Source organism: Streptomyces sp. BK208 (assembly GCF_004364245.1).
Classification (GTDB): Bacteria; Actinomycetota; Actinomycetes; order Streptomycetales; family Streptomycetaceae; genus Streptomyces.
Window position 1 is genome coordinate 731,998 of record NZ_SOAV01000001.1, and the last position, 15,865, is coordinate 747,862.

Annotated in this window: 6 protein-coding genes; all 6 read left to right on the forward strand. The window is 76.1% G+C overall.

The window, feature by feature from the left end:
- Window positions 1–14 precede the first annotated feature (14 nt).
- The 6 genes from EV562_RS03395 to EV562_RS03420 are packed head-to-tail and all read left to right on the forward strand — an operon-like array spanning window position 15 to window position 15,856.
- The gene (locus EV562_RS03395) at window positions 15–9,290 is read left to right on the forward strand and encodes a type I polyketide synthase (protein ID WP_133885111.1); all 9,276 of its coding nucleotides are present in this window, start codon (window positions 15–17) and stop codon (window positions 9,288–9,290) included.
- A complete protein-coding gene (locus EV562_RS03400) occupies window positions 9,287–11,746 on the forward strand; it encodes a type I polyketide synthase (protein ID WP_208298275.1) in 2,460 nt (819 codons plus the stop codon). Before EV562_RS03395 ends, EV562_RS03400 begins: the two co-directional genes overlap by 4 nt.
- Entirely contained in the window at window positions 11,743–12,540 is a 798-nt protein-coding gene (locus EV562_RS03405; protein WP_133885112.1) for an alpha/beta fold hydrolase, read from the forward strand. Before EV562_RS03400 ends, EV562_RS03405 begins: the two co-directional genes overlap by 4 nt.
- A gap of 1 nt (window position 12,541) precedes the next feature.
- Window positions 12,542–13,135, forward strand: a complete 594-nt coding sequence (locus EV562_RS03410; protein WP_133885113.1) for a flavin reductase family protein — start codon at window positions 12,542–12,544, stop codon at window positions 13,133–13,135.
- The gene (locus EV562_RS03415) at window positions 13,132–14,400 is read left to right on the forward strand and encodes an AMP-binding protein (RefSeq protein ID WP_166661539.1); all 1,269 of its coding nucleotides are present in this window, start codon (window positions 13,132–13,134) and stop codon (window positions 14,398–14,400) included. The genes EV562_RS03410 and EV562_RS03415 overlap by 4 nt, the downstream gene beginning before the upstream one ends.
- Before the next feature lie 55 nt (window positions 14,401–14,455).
- Complete coding sequence (locus EV562_RS03420; protein WP_133885115.1) at window positions 14,456–15,856, forward strand: FAD-dependent monooxygenase; 1,401 nt, start codon at window positions 14,456–14,458, stop codon at window positions 15,854–15,856.
- Window positions 15,857–15,865 lie beyond the last annotated feature (9 nt).

Consider the following 15,865-nt stretch of genomic DNA (forward strand, 5'->3'; position numbering starts at 1 on the left):
GAGGAAACCGGTTCATGGCTCAGGACACCATCACCAGCACATCCGGAGAGCCGGAGCGGTCCGGCACCGGAAAACAGACCCCGCTGACCCGCGCCCTGAACACCATCCGGACGCTGCGCGAGCGGCTGGAGGAGCAGGAGGGCTCGCAGCCGATCGCCGTGGTCGGCATCGGGCTGCGCCTGCCCGGCGGCATCGACACGCTCGGCGGCTACTGGGACGCGCTGGCGGACGCCCGCGACCTGGTCGGCCGGCTGCCCCAAGAGCGCAGGGGCCCGTTCGCCGGGGCCTGGGACGGCCTGCCCCAGCGAGGTGGCTTCCTGCGCGGCGACGTGCTCGGCTTCGACGCCGACTTCTTCGGCATCAGCCCGCGCGAGGCGCGCCACCTCGACCCCCAGCAACGGCTCCTGCTGGAGGTGACCTGGGAGGCCCTGGAGAACGCCGGCATCACCGACACCGCGCTCGGGAGGATCTCGGCCGGGGTGTACCTCGGCATCATGTGGCAGGACTACCGGGAGTGGCTGGAGGCGGAACCCGACGCCTACGCCACCACCGGCAACGGGCACAACTTCGCGGCGGGCCGCGTCGCCCACGCCTTGGGCCTGCGGGGCCCGGCGGTGGCGGTGGACACGGCCTGCTCGTCCTCGCTCGTCGCGGTGCACCTGGCGGCGCAGGCCCTGCGCCGAGGCGAGTGCGAGATCGCGTTCGCCGCGGGCACCAACCTCATCATGTCCCCGCGGTCGATGCGCCTGGTGCACGAGACCCGTTCGCTGTCCCCCGACGGCCTGTGCCGCACCTTCGACGCCCGTGCCAACGGGTTCGTCCGCGGCGAGGGGTGCGGGGTCCTCGTCCTCAAGCGGCTGGACCACGCCGTACGGGACGGCGACCGGGTGCACGCCGTCCTGCACGGCACGGCTGTCAACCAGGACGGCCGGGCCGGCGGGTTCACCGCTCCCAACGTGCTGTCCCAGGTCTCGCTGATCGAGACCGCCCTCGCCCGGTCCGGGCTGGAGCCGCGAGACATCGGCTACGTCGAGACCCACGGCACGGGAACCGCGCTGGGCGACCCGATCGAGATGGAGGCGCTGGCCACCGCCCTGGGACGCCGCAACGGCGGTGCTCCGCTGCCCGTCGGCGCGGTGAAGACCAACTTCGGCCACCTGGAGAGCGCGGCCGGGGTGGCGGGCCTGGTCAAGGCCGTGCTGTGTCTGCGCCGGCGCGAAGTGCCGCCACTGGTCCACTTCCGCACCCTCAACCCGCGCATCGACCTGTCGGGAACCGGGATCACGGTGCCCGATCGGCTGCGCCCCTGGCCGGAAGAGGCCGGCCGATACGCGGCCGTCAGCTCGTTCGGCATGAGCGGCACCAACGCCCACGCGGTGCTCGGCCCGGCGCCGGATCCGGCGTCGGCGCCCGAGGTTCCGGTCACCGGATTCACCGTGTCGGCCCGGACCGGCGGCGCACTGCGCGAGCTGGCCGCCCGCTACGCCGACCATCTCGCCGACGGCGACCGGCGCGACGACCCGGCGGCGTACGCGGCATTCGCCCGCACCGTGACACACGGACGGACCCGGCATCCGGCAAGCGCCCGCGTCACCGCCTCGGACGCGGACGGGGCGAGGGCCGCCCTGCGCGCCCTCGCGGCCGCTGAGCCGCACCCGGACGTCGTGCTCGGCGAGACCGGCCCGGCCCGGTCCGGCACGGGCGCCGCCGCCGGTGACACCCCCGGGGCGGCCGGCGGCGGGACGGACGAGGCGGCGAACGGCCCCGCCGTGCCGCCCCGGCAGGTCGCGGACCTGCCGGCCTACCCTTGGCAACGGCAGCGGCACGCCCCCGAGCGGCTCCCGGGAGCCTTGGCCTCCACCGCCCCCGCGGCGCCCGGCAGCCTGCCCGTGGCGCACGAGGTGGTGTGGGAGCCTTCCGGGCCGACCGGCCCGGACCTCGACGCCGGGATCGTCGTCGCCGGCGACGACGAGGCGTTGCGGCGCGCGCTGGTGGCCGAGGCGGCGGCGCTCGGGGTGCGCGGCACGGTCCTCGCCCCGGCGCCGGTGCAGGTGCCGGCGGGCTGGAGCTGGGCCCCGCTGCCCCGCGACGCCGCGGAGTGGGCGGCGTACTGGGCGACGGCGGCGGACCCGGCCGACGCGCCCGCCTCCCTGCTGCTGGTGCCGAAGGCACCGGCCTTGTCGGGCACACCGGCCGAGGTGCTCGCGGAGTCCGGCCCCGTCGCCGCGACCGCACGGGTCTGCGCCGCCGTGACCTGCGCCGTCGGCGCGCTGGCCCGGACCGGCGCAGGGCGCCGCGCCTACGTACTGACCCGCGGAGTGCTGCGTGTCGACCCGTCCGACCGGACCGCCCTGACCGGCCACGGGCCGCTGCACGGCCTCGCCCCGGTCCTCGGTCTGGAACTGGGCGCCGTGTGGGGAGGCACGGTCGACCTGCCGACCGACCCGGGCCCGCGGGATCTGCGCGCGGTCCTGAGCTTCACCGCGGCGCGGTCCCGGGCGGGCGCCGTCGCCGGGGCGGTCGTCGAGGACACGGCGGCGGTGCGTGCGGGCACGGTGCACGTGGCGCGGCTGCGCGCCGCACCCGGCCACCGTCCCCGGCTGCCGGTGCGCGGCGACGCCACCTACCTCGTCACGGGCGGGCTCGGCTCGGTCGGGCGGGAGTTGACGGCCGAGCTGGTCGCTCGCGGGGCACGGCACCTGGTGCTCGTCGGCAGGCGGGCCGAGGCGGACCTCCCGGCGGAGGCGACGGCGCTGCTGGCCGCACTGCGCGGTGCCGGGGTGGAGGTCGTCCACCGGGACGGCGGCTGTGACACGCCCGAGGCGGTCACGGCGCTCGACGCGGTGCTCGCCCCCCTGCCACCGGTGGCCGGGGTCGTCCACGCCGCCGGCACCCTGCGCAAGGGCCCGGCCGAGGACCTGACGGCCGAGGACTTCGCCGACGCGCTGCGGGCGAAGGCCGGAACCGCGTGGTGGCTGCACCTCGCGTTCGCGCAACGGGCGCTGGACTTCTTCGTCCTGGTCTCCTCGGTGTCAGCGGTGTGGGGCACCGAGCACTGCGCGGCCTACTCCGCGGCCAACGGTGCTCTCGACGCGCTCGCGGCCCACCGCGCCGGCCTCGGCCTGCCCGCGGTGAGCCTGGCCTACGGCCCCTGGGCGCTCGCCGGAGCGGGTATGGCCGACGACGCCTCGCTGGAGCGGTTCGCGCGCCTGGGGGTGGGCGCCCTCACTCCCGAGGCCGGCCGTTCCGCACTGACCGCGACGGCGTCGTCGCCCGCGGCGCACGTGGTGGCCTGCCCGCTCGACCTGCCCCGGCTGGCCGGTGTGCTGTCGGGGCTGCGGCCCCGCGGCCTGTTCGCCGAGAGCACCGACGCGGGCGGTGGCACCGACGCGGGCGCTCCGGGGAACGAGCCGTCCGTCGTGGCCGAGCTGGCGGAACTGGCCCCGAAGGCCCTGCCGGACGCCGTCCGCTCCCACGTGCTGCGGCTTCTCGCCGCGCAGCTGGGTCACGCCGATCCCGCCGCGATCCGCGCCGACGTCGGGTTCCTCGACCTCGGGCTGGACTCGATCATGGCCGTGGACCTCGGCGTCCGACTGTCGCTCGCCTTCGGTACGGAAGTGCAGGCGGCGGACGTCTTCGACCATCCGACGGCGGCCGAACTCGCTGCGTTCCTGTTGCGGCGGTTGCGGCCGGAAGGGACCGGCGCCCCCGCACCCTCCCCCGTGGCGCCGCCGCCGGACCCCGCCCCCGGACCCGTACGCGGCCCCGACGGGACACCCGCCGCCGTGACGCCGGTACCGACGCCGGCTCCCGCTCCCGTCCCCGCAGTCGGCGAGCCCGTCGCCGTCGTCGGCATGGCGGGCCGTTTCCCGCAGGCCGACTCCGTGGAGGAGCTGTGGGAGCTGCTGTGCGAGGGCCGCGACGGGGTGGGGCCGGTTCCGGAGGACCGCCGGGTCCACCACCGCGGTGACCCGACGGGCCGGGCGGACGGGGACGGTCCGCCGATCACCACCGACCAGGGCGGGTTCCTGCGCGACGTCGACCGGTTCGACGCCTCCTTCTTCGGCATCCCGGCCCGCGAGGCCGAGCACCTCGACCCGCAGCAACGGCTGCTGCTGGAGTCGGCCTGGCACGCCCTGGAGGACGCCCGCATCGATCCCCGCAGCCTCAAGGGCTCACGCACGGGTGTCTTCATCGGCGTCAGTTACGCGGACTACGCCCGGCTGCTGGCGCGGGGCGGTGCCGAACGGGTGGACGCGTACTACGGCACGGGCACCGCCCTCAACGCGACCGCGGGACGCCTCGCCTTCACGCTGGGACTGCGCGGCCCGGCGATGGCGGTGGACACCGCCTGCTCGTCGTCGCTGGTGACGCTGCACCTGGCGGTCCGGTCGCTGCGCGCCGGTGAGACCGACGCCGTGCTGGCCGGCGGCGTCAACCTCCTGCTCGATCCGGCCTCGTCGGTGGCGGTCAGCCGCGCCCACATGCTCTCGCCGGACGGGCGCTGCCGTACCTTCTCCGCCGGCGCCAACGGGTTCGTCCGCTCGGAGGCGTGCGGGGTCGTGGTGCTGAAGCGGCTGGCCGACGCCCGCCGTGACGGCGACCGCGTCCTGGCGCTGATCCGCGGCAGTGCCGTCAACCAGGACGGGGCGTCCTCGGGACTGACCGCGCCCAACGGCCGGGCCCAGGAGGAGATGCTGACCGCGGCCCTTGCCGACGCGGGCGTCGAGGGCGCCCAGGTGTCCTACCTGGAGGCCCACGGCACCGGGACGGCGCTGGGCGACCCGATCGAACTGCGCGCCGCCTGGAGGGCGCTGGGGCCGGGCCGCCGCCCCGGAGAGCCGCTGCACGTCGGCTCGGTCAAGTCCAACGTCGGTCACTGCGAGTCGGCCGCGGGCGTCGTCGGCGTCATCAAGACGGTGCTGGCGCTGCGGCACGGAACGATCCCGGCCAACCTGCACTTCGACACGCCGAATCCGCAGGTCCCGTGGGCCGACATGAACATCCGGGTGGCGGACGCCCCACTGGCCTGGCGTGCCGGCTCCGGCGCCGGACCGAGGATCGCCGGGGTTTCCGGCTTCGGTTTCACCGGCACCAATGCCCACGTGCTGCTCAGCGAAGCCCCGGACGACGCTCCGTCCGGCCTTCGGGAGCCCGCGGACCCGCGTCCCGAGCCGCTGCTGCTGCCGCTCTCGGCCCCGGACCCCGAGGGACTGCAACGCCTCGGCGGGGCCTGGGAGCGGTGGCTGGCCGGGGCGCCGCACGAGGCGCCGGCCCCGGCGGCGGCCACCGCGGCCACGGGGCGCGCCCACTTCCCGTACCGGCGGGCGCTGTTCGGACGCGACCGGGAGCAGCTGCTGACCGCGCTGCGCGGTGAACCGTCCCCGACCCGGCCGGTGCGCCCGCCCCGGGTCGCCTTCCTCTTCTCCGGCCAGGGCAGCCAGTACCACGGCATGGGCCGCGAACTGTACGAGACGGAACCGGTGTTCCGGGAGGTCTTCGACGCCTGCGACCGCGCGGTGGCCCCGGTGCTCGGCGCGTCGCTGACGGAGCTGGCGCTGTACGGCCCGGACCGCACGGCGGTCGACGAGACCCGGGTGACCCAGCCCGCCCTGGTCGCCCTCGAACTCGCCCTCGCCGCACTGTGGGAGTCGTGGGGCGTGACGCCGGCGCTGGTCATGGGGCACAGCGTCGGTGAGATAGCGGCGGCGGTGTGCGCCGGGGTGATGGACCGGACGGCCGGGCTCGAACTGATCGTCCACCGCGCCGGGCTGATGCAGGGCACCGAACGCGGGGCCATGCTCGCCGTGGCCGCACCCGAGGAGCGGGTGCGGGAGTGGGCCGACGCCCGGGGCCTGGACCTCGCCGCGGTCAACGGTCCCGAGGCGGCCGTGGTGTCCGGGCCCCCGGAACCGGTCTCGGCGCTCGCGGCCGACCTCAAGGAGCGGGGGGTCCGGGTGCGTGAGCTGACGGTGTCGCACGCTTTCCACTCCCGGCTGCTCGAACCGGCGCTGCCCGCGCTGGCGGAACGGGCGCGGACCCTCGAGTTCGGCCCGGCGCAGCTGCCGATCGTGTCGAACGTGACGGGCCGGCTCGCCGGGGCGGAAACGTACGACGCGGAGTACTGGTCGCGGCACGCCCGCAGCCCGGTGCGCTTCCACGACGGTGTGCGGGAGCTGGCCGGTCTCGGGGTGGACCTGTGCGTGGAGATCGGCCCGGACCGCACCCTGGTCAACCTCGTCCGGGCCGGCGGGCTGCTGCCCGGCGGGGGACTCGCGGCCTCGCTGCGGCGTGGCGCGGCCGACCGCGCCTCCCTGCTGACCGCCGCCAAGTCTCTGTACGAACACGGTCAGGACCTGGTGTGGGACCGGGTGTACCCGCCCGGTCGCCGACCGCGGGGCGAGGCACCGCGCTACCCCTTCGCCGCCACCCGTCACTGGACGCCGCCGGTCCCGTCCGCGCCCTCGCCCGCAGCGGTGGCCGCACCGGTGCCCGGCGTTCCCGCCTGGGGTACCGAACTGCGCTCCCCCGCGCTGCGGGGCCGGGTCTTCAGCACCGAGCGCAGCACGGTGTACCCGCCCCACCTGACCGACCACCGGCTGTTCGGCACGGTTTCGGTGCCCGGCGCGTCCCAGACCGCCACCGTCCTGTCCGCTCTGGGGGCCGGGGGCGTGCCGGTCACCCTGGAGGACCTGCACTTCCCGCGCGCGCTCGTGCTGCACGACGGGGAGCGCTACCCGCTCCAGGTCATCGAGACGCGAGAGCCGAAGGGCCCGCGCACGGTGAGCGTGCAGAGTCTGCTCGACCCCGTACAGGATCGCTGGCAGGAGCATCTGACGGCGCGGATCGTACCCGGCCGTCCGGACGCGGGCCGGCCGGTACCCGACCACGCCGCGTTCACCGCGGCCGCGGAGCGCCGGCTGAGCGGCTCGGGCTTCTACTCCCATCTGCGCTCCCTGGGCTACCACCTCGGCCCGTCCTTCCGGTGGATCGCGGAAGCCTGGATCCGGGGTGACGAGGCACTGGTGCGGTTCGCCGAGCCGCGGGAGATGAACGAGGACCCCACGGGCTACGAGATCCACCCGGGGCTGCTGGACTCGTGCCTGCAGAGCGCGGTGGTCTTCGCGGTCGACGGCGCCACCGCGGCGCAGGCCGAACAGCTGTCCATCCCGTTCGCCGCCGCGCGGCTGGCCTTCCCCGGCCGGCCCGGGCGGAGCGGGCCGCTGTGGGGCCACGTGCGGGCGGTACGCCGGGGCACCGGCACCGGATTCCAGCAGGTGGAGGCCGTGGACCTGCACCTGTACGACGGGGCCGGTTCGACCGTGCTGGCGGTGGAGGACTTCCGGTTCCGACCGGCGCCCCGCGCCCTCCTGGAACGTTCCCTGCGCCAAGGGGTGCGGCACGCCTACGCGCTCACCTGGGTCCCGGACGAGCGTGTCCCGGAGGGCGCCGCCCGCGCACTGACGGTGAGCGTGCTCGGGGCCGAGGGCGACACCGGGCGCCTGCTGTGCGACGCGTTCACCGCGCAGGGACACCGCGTGCTGGCGGCGGCCGGGAACGAACCCGCAGGGCCGGACACCGAACTCGTGGTCGACGCCCGCTTCTGCGCCCCGCCGGCCACGGACGACGGCGCCGGGTCGCTCGCGGACGCCGCCCTGACGGCGGTCGAGCGACTGGCGGCCTCGCTGCGTGCCGTACCGGCCGGCGTCCCCTACGCGGTGCTCGGCACGCAGACCCCTGCGTCAGACCGCGTCGCCGGCGGACCGGTGACCGCGCAGGACCGGGCGGTGGACGGCGCGCCGGTCCGCGACGCCCTGTTCGGGCTGGTCGCCTCGCTGGCGGCCGAGCAGCCCGGACGCCCGCTGGTGCGGGCGGTCCTCGCCGACGGCTGGACCGCCCCGGAGCTGGTCGGCGTGCTCGCCGGCCAGGTGGGTACGCCGGCGGCCGGGGCCCTGGTGCGGGTCGGTGGCGGTACGGTGCACCGCGCCCGGCTGACACCCTGTCCCGCCGACGCGGGACCCGTCGGGTCCGGCGGCGCGCCAAACGGCGCGGCGCTGATCACCGGTGGGCTGGGTGCGCTGGGTCTGAGCAGCGCCGTGTTCCTGGCCCGCCGGGGCGTTCGCGCCATCACCCTGATGGGCCGGTCGGCCCCGGACTCCGCCGCGCGGGCCGTCATCGACGAGCTGACCGCCCGGGGCACGCGGGTGGAGGTGGTCCGCGGCGACGTCACCGACCCCGGCGCCTGCCGGGCGGCGGTGACGGCCGCGACGCGGCACCTCCCGCTGCGTACGGTGCTGCATCTGGCGGGAACCAGCGAGGACCGCGCCTTCGAACGGCAGACCTCCGCCTCCTTCGAGGCGGTGTTCGCCGCGAAGGCGCGGGGCGCCGTGGAGCTGGCCCGGGCGCTGCGCGGCCACCGGCCGGACGCCTTCGTGCTCTTCTCGTCGGCCTCGGCGGTGCTGGGGTCGGCCGGCCAGACCAACTACGCGGCCGCCAACGGCTTCCTCGCCGGCCTGGCGGAGTGGCTCCGCGCCCGCGGGGTCCCCGCGACCAGCGTCGACTGGGGACCGTGGGCGCCGCGCGGCAAGGGTGGTCTGGCCGCGACCGAGGCCACCCGACGGGCCATCGGCCGGCTCGGCATCAGCCCGTTGTCCGACGAGGAGGCCGAGGAACTGCTGGGCCTCGCCCTGGGGGCGCGGCACGCACGGTTCGTCGCGGTGGCATGGGACGCGCAGGCCGGCGGCAGCGCTCCGGCCGGCCATCCGATGGCGGCGCTCCTCGCACCGCCGCCACGGCGACCCGCGGCCGACGGGGCCGTGCCCGAGCCGGGATGGCTCGGGTCGGCGCTCGACGCCCTGGACGGCGCCGGCCGCGAGGAGCTCCTGGTATGGACCCTCAGGTCGATGATCGGGGAGGTGCTCGGCGACGACGCGCCCGTCGACGACGAGCTGGGCCTCGGCGACATGGGCGTCGACTCCATCATGGCCATCGACCTGAGGGACCGGCTGGCCCGGGCGCTGGACCGCGCACTGCCCGCGACCGTCGCCTTCGACCACCCCAGCGTCTCCAAGCTCGCCGGGTACGCCTTGGGCCTGCTGTACCCGGGTGACCCGGACGCCCCGCCGTCGCACTCGCGGGCACGGCCCGCACCCGCCGGGCCCGGCGACACGCTGGAGGACCTGTCCTTCGACGAACTCCTGGACGCCGTCCGGGCGGACGTCGTGGCCGCGAAAGAGGACGACACCGGCGTCCGGACGGACCTGCCGGCGGACGCAGGAACGAAGAAATGAGGCCGGACACCGTGGATCCCGCACAGATACGCGCCCTGATGGAGGAACAGCTCCGTCTGTCCCGAAGGCTTCGCGCCCGGGTCGACGAGCTGGAGGAGGAACGGCACGCCCCCGTCGCCGTGGTCGGCATGGGGCTGCGGCTGCCCTCCGGGCGGGGCGACGGCGACCTCGACTCCCCCGAGGCCTACTGGGACTTCCTGCGCGCCGGCGGCACGGCGCTGTCCGGGCTGCCGGCGGAGCGGCCGGGGCTGCGCGCCGTGCACGACCCGACGCCGGGCAGGCCGGGCCGGTCGTACGTCGGCCGGGCCGGGTTCCTGTCGGACGTCGCCGGTTTCGACGCCGAGTTCTTCGGCATCTCCACCCGTGAGGCCCGCCTGCTGGACCCGCAGCAGCGGCTGCTGCTGGAGACGGCCTGGGAGGCGCTGGAACGCGCCGGCATCGCCGTACGGCGCGCCGACCGGTTGAACGTCGGCGTCTACCTCGGGATCATGGCGTCCGAGTACACCGAACGCCTGGAGGACCGGGCGGACGCCACACGCATCGACCCCTACTACACGACGGGCGGCGGTCTGTGCTTCGGGGCCGGCCGGATCGCGTACGCGATGGGCTTCTCGGGTCCGGTGGTCAGTGTGGACACCGCCTGCTCGTCCGCCCTGTCCGCACTCCACCTGGCGGTGCGCGCGCTGCGCGCCGGCGAGTGCCGCTACGCCCTGGCCTGCGGCGCCAACCTGCTGCTGTCGGCCAACTTGATGGTCTCCCTGTGCCAGACCCGGGCCCTGTCCCCCGAGGGCCGCTCCAAGTCCTTCCTGGCCTCCGCCGACGGCTACGGACGCGGTGAGGGCGTCGGCGCGCTGGCCCTGATGCGGCTGGACGAGGCGCTCCACGAGCGACGGCCGGTGCTGGCGGTGATCCGCGGCACCGCGGTCAACCACGACGGCGCGTCCTCCGGGCTGACCGCGCCCAACGGTGCCGCGCAGCAGGAGGTCGTCCGGGCCGCGCTGGACGACGCCCGGGTGGACCCGCGGGACCTGGGCTGGATCGAGGCGCACGGCACCGGGACCGTCCTGGGCGACCCGATCGAGATCGGGGCCCTGGCCGGCGTCCTCGGTGAGGCCGTGCGCGACCGGGCAGTCCCGCTGTCGCTGGGCAGCGTCAAGTCCCGTCTGGGGCATCTGGAGGCCGCCTCCGGGATCGCCGCGGTCGCCAAGACCGTGCTCATGCTGCTGCACGGGGAGATCCCGGCCGCGCGCGACGAGGCCGACGGCGAGCTGAACCCCCACATCCCGTGGCAGGACCTGCCGTTCCGGGTGCCGTCGCGCGGCGCGCCCTGGCCGGAGGAACTGCCCCGCAGGATCGCGGGGGTCAACTCGTTCGGCATGAGCGGCACCAACGTGCACGTGGTGCTGGAGGCGGAGCCCCGGGGGGCGGCCCGGGCGGCCGTCGACGTCCCGCCGGGCGCCGGGGCCGAGCTGCTGACGATGTCGGCCCGGGACGAGCACGCGCTGGCCACGCTGTCCGCGCGGGTGAGGGAACGCCTGCTGCGCCTGCCTGCGGCGGACCTGCCGTCGCTGTGCCACACCCTGCGCAGCGGACGTGCCCCCTTCGCCCGGCGCCTAGCGGTGGTCGGGGCGAGCGCCGACGAGCTGGCGGGGGCGCTGCTGCGGGCGGAGGGCGCGCCCCGGGCGGCGGGGCCGGCCGAGGTGATCCGGTCGGTCACCGTCCGGGTCGCGGCCGACGCCGACCACCTGGTCCCGGCGCTCGCCGGGCTGACCACCGCGTTCCCCGGGCTTGCCGACGAGGCGGGGGCCGCCGTCGCGGACCCCGCTGAGGAGCTCTGCCGGATGCTCGCCCGGCTGGGGCTGCGCGGCTCCCCGGAGGCCGGTCCGCCCACGGCCGGGGCCGGGGCCTCGGTGCACTGGGGCGCCGCGGACGAGGAGTCCCACCCGCTGCCGGCGGCCGACGGCGACGCACCCGCCCAATTCCTGCGGTTGCTGGCCGCCCTCTTCACGGCCGGCGCCGACCTCCGCTTCGACGCGCTGCGCGGTCCGTCGGCACGTGTCCTCGGCGATCTGCCGACCTACCCCTTCGCGCACCGGCGGTACTGGGTGGACGAACCGGTGACGGGTGTACGGGGCGAAGCGTCCGAGGAGGACACCGGGCCGCGGACCGCGCTGCCCGAGCCGCACGACCGGGCGGCCGTCCGCTCGTACCTGCGGGACCTGCTCACCGATGTGCTGCAGGCCCCGGATCCGCTGGACCCCGCGCAGTCGTTCCTGGACTCCGGCGGGGACTCGTTCACGGCCACGGTGTTCATCACCCGGGTCGAGGAGAACTACCCGGTGGGTCTGTCGCCCGCCGACCTGCCGCTCGATCTGCCGCTCGCCGAGCTGTGGGAACGCCTGGCCGACGACATCGCCGTGTCCACGGGCGAGTCGGCGCAGGTGGTCGGCGCATGACCGCGATCCTGCGGCCCCGCCGGCTGGACACCGCCGCCATGCGGCTGGCGGTGTGCCATCACGCCGGCGGATCGGCGACCGCGTACGTCCCGCTCGTCGGCGGGCTTCCGGCTGACTGGGACGCCCTGCTGGTCGATCTGCCCGAACGGGCCGCGGGGCGGGCCGATCCCCTGCCCTGGGACCTCGAAGGGGCCGTCAAGACGCTGACGCAGGAGTTGTCGACGTGGACGGACGGCACACCGCTCGCGCTGTTCGGGCACAGCCTGGGCGCGTTGGTGGCGTTCGAGACGGCCCGCGCCCTGGAGGAGTGCGGCGTCCCGGTCGCCTGGGTCGGCGTTTCGGGGCGACGCCCACCGGACGACGCCGTACCGGTGCCCCCGCTCGATCCGAGCGTTCCGGACGAGGAACTGGCCGCCGCCCTGACCCGGTTGGGCGGCCTGCCCGAGCGGCTGGACGCCTATCCCGAGATCCGCCACCGCTTCCTGAAACGGATCCGCAACGACCTGAGGGCACTCGAGGGCTACCGCCCGCAGGAGGGGGGACGGTCGCTGGCCGCACCGCTGACCGCCTTCGGCGCGGCCGACGACCCGCTCGCCCCGGCGGCGGCGCTGGCCGGCTGGGCACGGCACACCACGGGCAGCTTCGCGACGCGCGTGCTCGCCGGCGGCCACTTCGGTCTGTTCGCCGACGGGTTCGCGGATTTCGTCCCCGTCCTGATCGACGAGGTGTGCCGGCCGGCGCCGTGGGCCACGGCCTCCGCATCCGCATCCGTCGGCGCATACGAGAGGACATGACATGACGACCGAACCGGCCGGCCTCACCGCCCCCACCGGCCAGCCCGCCGACCTGCGCACGCTCATGGCGGCCTTCCCCACCGGGGTCTCCGTCGTGACCGCGGTGTCCCGCGACGGCGCGAACTGGGGCATGACCTGCACGTCGCTGTGCAGTGTCTCCCTCCACCCGCCGGTGCTGCTGGTCTGCCTCCGGTGCGGCAGTCCCACGCTGGAGGCCGTGGCCGGAAGCGGTCTGTTCGCCGTCAACCTGTTGCACGAACAGGCCCGGCCGACGGCCGAACTGTTCGCCTCCGGCGTCCCGGACCGCTTCGAGCGGGTCGTGTGGGAGGCAAAGGACGGGGCAGCCGGCCCCCATCTCACGTTCTCGTCCCACACGATCGCCGACTGCTCCGTGGTCAGTACGCAGGTGGTCGGGGACCACACCATGGTGCTCGGCAAGGTCGACGTGGTCACGCCGGTACGCGTTCAGCGCCCGCTGCTGTACGGGCTGCGCGGCTACAGCGCCTGGCCGGGGCCCCGTCCCGGCGCCGTCGAGAAATCCGCCAGAGCCTCCGGCGAAGCTGGACGCGGCCCCGACACCGAGGAAGCACCGTGATCACCGATCGGACGGTGGCCGACCGTACGTCCGACGTGACGGTCCGGCCGCGACCAGCCACCCTCCCGCCCAGGACCGCCCTGACCCTGGACGGCGTCTTCGCGACGGCGGCCCTGCGCCGCCCCGGTGCGATCGCCGTGCAGGACGACCAGGGACCCCTCACCTACGCGCGGGCCGAGGCGCAGTCCGCCCGGCTCGGCTCCCTGCTGGTGCGCGGCGGCGTACAGCTCGGGGATCCGGTCATCGTGCACTGCGACGACCACCGGCGTTCCCTGGTGGCGCAGTTGGCGGTGCTCAAGGCGGGAGGGGTGTGCGTGCCCGTACCGCCCGGCGCGCCCGAGGGCCGGCTCACGGCGGTGGCCGCGCTCACCGGTGCGCGGGTCGTCCTGTGCGGTGTCTCCACCGGCGACCGGTGGCCCCGCCGACGGGTACTGGTCCTCGACGACCCCCTGACCCTGAGGCTGTCGGCGGCCCATCACCGGGAGCACACCCTGCCCCGTTCCGCGCCGCACGAGGCCGCCCATCTCCTGGCGTCCGGCGCGGGCGGTCCGCTCACCGGCCAACTGGCCGACCACGCCGCCTGGCGCCTGGCGCTCACCGGCGCCACCCGCGCGGCCGGCCTGCCGGTGCGTCATGTGGTCGTGTGCGGCCCCCCGGGCACCCCGCACGCGCTGGCCGCCCTGTGGTGGGCGGTCTCGTTCGCCGGCACCCTGCACTGCCTGCCCCGTCCAGGCGCTCCGGCGCCGGCGGCCGCGCGGGCCGCCGTGGTGGTGTCGAGTCCCGAGGAGTACGCCGAGCGGCTGCCGGAACTGCGGACGCGCCCCCGACTGGTGCGGCTGCTCGGCGGCCCGGTCCCGCCGGAGCTGGCCGCCCGGCACTTCGCGGCGCTGCCGACGACGCCGCTGCGGGCGGAGTTCGCTCCCGGCGGCGGCGCGTTCCCCTGGGCCGTACGGGATCTCACCGCGGAGGACGGCACGCTGGACGAGAGAGTGATCGGCCTGCCGGCCCCCGGCGTCCGGGTTCGCGTGCTGGACCGGGACCAGCGCGCGGTGCCCGTCTGGTGCACGGGCGAACTGTGCGCGGAGGGACCGGCCCTCCCCTTCGACACGATCCACGGTCCCGGGCGGACCGCGCCTCCCGCCGCGCATCCCGCGCTGCTGCGGTCGGCGGTGGCGGCCCGGCGGCGGGCGGACGGCCTGCTGGAGCTGGCCGGTCCGGTCGCGGGGTCGCCCCCCGGACGGCACCGCCGACCTCCGGCTCCCTGACCCGGGGCCGCGTCCGAGCTCACCGCGAGCCACCACGCAGAGAGAGGAGACCGGCATGCCGACACGGCCCCGCCGGGGTTCACACACAGTCGGTCGGCACGGCCTCGTCCTCGGCGGCGGATTCGCCGGCATGCTGGCGGCGCACGTCCTGACCCCGTACGTGGATCGCGTCACCGTCGTGGAACGCGACGTCCCGCCCGACGGGCCCGGCCCCCGCAGGGGTGTGCCCCAGGCCCGCCATTCCCACCTGCTGATGGGAGCCGGCGCCCGGACCGTCGAGGAGCTGCTCCCCGGCACCCTGGCGGCCTGGTCCGAGGCCGGTGCCCACCTGCTGAGCGCCCCCGGTGAAGTGGCCTTCCTGACCAAGTGCGGCTGGCTGCCGCGCGTGCGGCACAAGGAGTACGTGGTGTCGTGCGGACGCGACCCGCTCGACTGGGTGGTACGCCGCCGCGTGCTGCGCGATCCTCGGGTCCGCCTGCTGGCGCACACCGAGGTGGAGGCGCTGCTCGGCGACTCCGCGCGGGTGTCCGGGGCCCGGGTGGTCGACCGCGGAACCGGCCGGACCACCGAGATCGAGGCGGACTTCGTGGTGACCGCCACGGGCCGCTCCTCGCGGCTGGAGTCGTGGTGGGAGGACCTGGGTCTGCCGGCCGTCCCCCACGAACTGGTCGATGCGGGCACGGCCTACGCCACCCGGCTGTTCCGGCCGGACCCGGCGACGCACCGCGCCACTCCGGGCATCGTCATGATCGCCAACGTCACCGGGCAAGCCACGGGCGGCGTGCTGCTGCCGATCCAGGACGGCCTGTGGACGGCGACGGTGATCGGGATGCGCGGCAGCGAACCGCCGACCGGCGAGGACGAGTTTTTCGACTTCGCCAAGCGCCTGCCCCATCCGGCGCTGGCGGAGCTGATCGCCGAAGCGGTCCCGCAGGGGCCGGTCCGCGGGTTCCGCCGCCTGGCCAACCGGCGGCTGCGGTTCGACCGCGTGCCCCGGCACCCGGAGGGGCTGGTGGTTCTCGGTGACGCCGCCTGCGTCCTGAACCCGTCGCACGCGCACGGCATGACGGTCGCCGCGTTCGGCGTGGCCGCGTTGCGCGACGGCCTGCGCCGGTACGGCAACGCCCCCGGTGTCGCCGGGCGGGTGCAGCGTGCGACCTCCCGCGCCGCCCGCACGGCCTGGGAGCTCTCGGTCAGCGACGACCTGCGCCATCCCACGGTGATCGGCCCCCGCCCCTCGGTGGCGACCCGGCTGCAGAACGCCTACGCCGACCGCGTGCTGCGCACCGCCGTCACCGACCCGGCCGTGGCGCGGTCGCTGGTGGACGTCATCGCACTGGCCCGTCCCACGACGTCCCTGGGCGCGCCCCGGGTCCTGGCGCCGGCGCTGCTCGGACGGGCCCGCCGTCCCGCTCCCGGGGGCACCGGCGACCCGCTGGTCCCGCGGGCCGACTGACACCGCATT